Source organism: Ureibacillus suwonensis, assembly GCF_042655065.1.
GTDB classification, from domain to species: domain Bacteria; phylum Bacillota; class Bacilli; order Bacillales_A; family Planococcaceae; genus Ureibacillus; species Ureibacillus suwonensis.
Window position 1 is genome coordinate 1 of sequence record NZ_JBHSNQ010000143.1, and the last position, 4,299, is coordinate 4,299.

At 42.7% G+C, this 4,299-nt stretch carries 4 protein-coding genes; all 4 read left to right on the forward strand.

The genetic code is table 11. The features are described from left to right. Window positions 1–112 precede the first annotated feature (112 nt). The gene (locus ACFPOH_RS11380) at window positions 113–712 is read left to right on the forward strand and encodes a hypothetical protein (RefSeq protein ID WP_390309723.1); all 600 of its coding nucleotides are present in this window, start codon (window positions 113–115) and stop codon (window positions 710–712) included. Between the two features lie 39 nt (window positions 713–751). Next, entirely contained in the window at window positions 752–1,048 is a 297-nt protein-coding gene (locus tag ACFPOH_RS11385; protein ID WP_096552486.1) for a DNA-binding protein, read from the forward strand. 6 nt (window positions 1,049–1,054) lie between these two features. After that, the gene (locus ACFPOH_RS11390; protein WP_390309725.1) at window positions 1,055–1,804 is read left to right on the forward strand and encodes a Dph6-related ATP pyrophosphatase; all 750 of its coding nucleotides are present in this window, start codon (window positions 1,055–1,057) and stop codon (window positions 1,802–1,804) included. Window positions 1,805–2,161: 357 nt separating this feature from the next. Further along, window positions 2,162–3,751: an FMN-binding glutamate synthase family protein gene (locus ACFPOH_RS11395; protein ID WP_390309727.1), complete on the forward strand. Its 1,590-nt coding sequence runs from the start codon at window positions 2,162–2,164 to the stop codon at window positions 3,749–3,751. The last annotated feature ends 548 nt before the right edge of the window (window positions 3,752–4,299 follow it).

Here is a 4,299-nt window from a genome sequence, read left to right on the forward strand (position 1 = left end):
CCTTGTTGGTTCGAAATCAAACCATTGACGTGTTTGTCAAGAGCGATTGCGGCGGCATTTCCTCTAGTTTCGCTAGATCACATCCCTCCAAAACTAAGTTTTCATAGATTTTTTGACACTACCGATTCGTGCGTATGGTAACCCCTTTGGTGCGGATGGTACAGCATTTGGTTCGGATAAAGTATCAATTCGTGCGTATGGTAACCCCTTTGGTGCGGATAGTGTCTTAATTGGTGCGGATGGTACAGCATTTGGTTCGGATAAAGTATCAATTCGTGCGTTTGATAACCTCTTTGGTGCGGATAGTGTCTTAATTGGTGCGGATGGTACAGCATTTGGTTCGGATAAAGTATCGATTCGTGCGTATGGTAACCCCTTTGGTGCGGATAGTGTCTTAATTGGTGCGGATAGTACAGCATTTAGTTCGGATAAAGTATCGATTCGTGCGTATGGTAACCCCTTTGGTGCGGATGGTACAGCATTTAGTTCGGATAAAGTATCGATTCGTGCGTTTGATAACCCCTTTGGTGCGGATAGAATCCAAATTCGTGCATATAGAGACCCTTTTCGTGCAGATAAAATCCCAATTGGTGCGTATAGTTCCTTTTTTAGAGCGGAAGAAAATGATCCCCTCCTTTATGCGAATACAAGCCAATATTATTTCCTCTTTGGATACAAATACACATTCAATTTACATTGGAGACTGTGGTAAAATATGGTTAACAACATCGTTATCAAAGGAGGAAAAGAGTTGGACTGGAATTATTTCATTTTAGCATTGGGAATTGCGGCAGCTGGATATTTTATTGGGGAAGGTTTAAAGAATTTCAAAAGACCCGATGTTCTGGATTCATTGGATGATGACGATTACGAACTGATCAATGAACGGGACGTGCATTATTTTATGGGGATTTCCAAAGAAGATGCAAAATCATTGATCCAGGAACATCCTGACATTCCGCATATTTTGATTAATGGCAAAGTGTATTATCCAAAGGCCCAATTGCGTGAATGGTTAATGAATCTAGGGATGGAACAACAAAAATAATTTTGAATGATTCAACCAAACGATATCCAAGCCCGGCATGATGAAAAAATTATTATAGAAAGAAAGGCTGTATGTAAAGTGAATGATTGGATTACTAAAATAAAGAATAAAAAATTTATCGCATCCTTCAGCGGTGGAAAGGACAGTACGCTCGCTTTATATAAAGCCATACAAGCAGGAGAACCGGTCGGACTGATCGGGATGCTGGATGAAACGGATCACTTCTCCTACTCCCACCGATTGTCACCTGAATTTTTGGAAGCGCAAGCCCGTGCCATAGGCTGTCCCATCTTTACACGCGCCGCCAGCTGGACAACCTATGAAGAAAAGTTCATCCAGTTATTGAAGGAGGCAAAAGCAAAAGGGGCGGAAGTGCTCGTAACCGGCGATGTGGACGTACCTGACCACGGTTCTTGGCACGAAAACGTCGCGAATAAGGTGGGGCTTGATTTATGTATGCCCCTTTGGCACAGAGAGCGTCGAGAAATTGTCGAGGAATTTGTTGATTCTGGTTTTGTGGCCATGGTGACAACAGTGAATTTATCAATGGGTATGCGCATGGATGACTTGGGAAGAATATTGACCCGTGATTACATAGAGGAGCTTGTGGAACGGTCCATCGATCCATGCGGGGAAGCAGGGGAATTTCATACAACGGTGTTGGATGGTCCGATTTTTTCGGCGCCGATTCAGGTGGAAAAGTTGGACATCATTCGTAAAGATGAATATGCCTTTTTGCCGTTGAAATTGAAATAGTAATAAATATCGCATGCTTAATGCAGTTAGCAATGTCCCTGAACTTTTTGGTTATCCAAAGGGCGCTACATTTCGGTGCATCGAATTATTGCCATTTATACACAACATAAAACCATTCCCACCGGCGGAAACGGGCATGAAAAAATATGCAAGTTTCTGAATTTAATAAGATCCGATTTGCTCGTTTATGGCGAAAAATGGCGATTTTTGACATTCTCTGGTGTTTATGGGCATCGGAATAAGGGAATTTCAATAGAAAGGAAGCATTTTGCCCAAATAATCAATTGAATATTTTACCTATACTTGAGAAATCTAAGATATGTGGATGAATAACGGTTTTTATTGGAGGTAGCGCTATTGAATCTCGCAGATGTGTTGATCATTGTCGGTTCGGTAATCATATGCTTCATCTTCTTAGTTTTAATCGTTATCGGATTATATTTGTATTTTATTGACCGCAGCCAAAAGCAACATCCGGTGTTGCGCAATTATCCGGTTATCGGCAGGGCGCGGTACTTATTTGAAACAATCGGTCCCGAATTGCGCCAATATTTATTCGATCATGATACAGAAGGGAAGCCGTTTTCGCGTTTTGAATATCAAACCATTGTAAAATCCGCAAAATATAAACGCGATGTGATCGGATATGGTTCATTGAGGGATTTTGAGAAACCCGGCTTTTATATCCGCAACTCCATGTTTCCGAAACTAACGGAAGAATTGAAAATGGATCAGGAAACAAGGGTGAAAACGAAACGGTACATTCTATTGAATGAGCCTTTATTTGGACAAAGGAAAGAAAAATGGGAAGATCATGAATCAAAGGCGTTCCTCTTGCATGATGATGATGCCATTGTGATTGGGGAACATACGAAGCATCCATTCATTGTCAAAGGACAAATCGGCATGTCCGGAATGAGTTACGGTGCCCTGGGCAAAAATGCGATTACTGCGTTGTCCGAGGGTCTCGGCATTGCGAAAGGGACATGGATGAACACCGGGGAAGGCGGACTTTCCGATTATCATCTGAAGGGCAATGTGGATATCATTATGCAAATTGGTCCCGGTTTATTTGGCGTACGTGACAGAGAAGGGAATTTCAACTGGGACGCATTGGTGGAGAAAAGCCAAATTCCGCAGGTGAAAGCCTTCGAAATCAAATTGGCTCAGGGGGCTAAAACCCGCGGCGGCCACATTGATGCCGAAAAAGTGACGGAGGAAATTGCAAGAATCCGCATGGTGGAACCTTATACTTCCATTGATAGCCCGAACCGTTTCAAAGAGTTTAATGATTTCCATACGTTATTCGATTTCATTGAACAAATACGTGAAAAATCGGGGAAACCGGTGGGCATGAAGGTGGTCATCGGAAGCCCACATGAAGCGGAAGCATTAGCCAAGGCGATGAAAGAATCGGGAAAAGGTCCGGATTTCATCACGGTGGATGGCGGCGAAGGGGGAACGGGTGCGACGTATCAGGAGTTGGCTGATAGTGTCGGTTTGCCGCTTAAGGCCGCCTTGCCATTGTTGCAGAATGCTCTGGTCAAACATGGCGTGCGGGAGCGGGTGAAAATCATCGCTTCCGGCAAACTGTTCTCCGCAGACCGGATTGCGATTGCCCTTGCCATGGGGGCGGATCTCGTCAATATCGCCCGCGGTTTTATGATTACAGTGGGCTGCATTCAGGCATTAAAATGCCATTCCAATGCATGTCCTGTGGGTGTCGCAACGACAGATCCGGATTTGCAGAAAGCGCTGGTCATTGATGAGAAGAAATACCGCACCGCCAACTATGTCATCACATTAAGGGAAGGGCTTTTCCGCATCGCTGCGGCATGCGGCATTGATTCACCGGTACACTTCAAGCCGGAACATGTGGTTTATAAAGATGAAAAAGGCCGGGTGTTCCCGCTGGAGGAGTATTATCAAACGTTGTTGGAAAAATAATTAGGATCGCAAGAATGAAAAGGCTGGCATCCACTCTTGATGAGGGGCCAGCCTTTGATACATGTCTGATTTGTGCCTGAACTTTAAGATGCAAGTACTAAACCACGATGGTAGACATGAGAGAAGCGGAATCTGAAGGAAGCTGGAGGCAAAGTACTGATCCGGGGAACACGAACCTCATAAAAGCTGGTCCATATGTTGAACGATTAAATAAGCGGATGCAGATTAAGGAAAGAATTAAAATTAAAGACAAGGTTAAGAATATTGTGGTCATAAACGCAATAGATGAATTTCCCCAAATTTATCAACCTTAATACCCATATAATCAAAGTAATAAAATAAGAAATATTTACTTTATTGAATCAATTTCATAAATCATAGTTTTTCTGAAGTATAGAGTACCCCTATACTAAAAACTTCGTTTTTTTTTAATTATGCAACTTGGTTTTGTTGCTGTAATAAAGCATTGATTCGATCAACTGCTAGTTTGCAGGTATTATAAATTAACGTCACCAGATTGAAATGCATTTTTGCTTTCTTTCCTGTAC

What these genes read in the sequence shown, in the direction of transcription:
- ACFPOH_RS11390 (WP_390309725.1), top strand. Translation starts at nt 1,055, where the DNA reads ATGATTCAACCAAACGATATCCAAGCCCGGCATGATGAAAAAATTATT.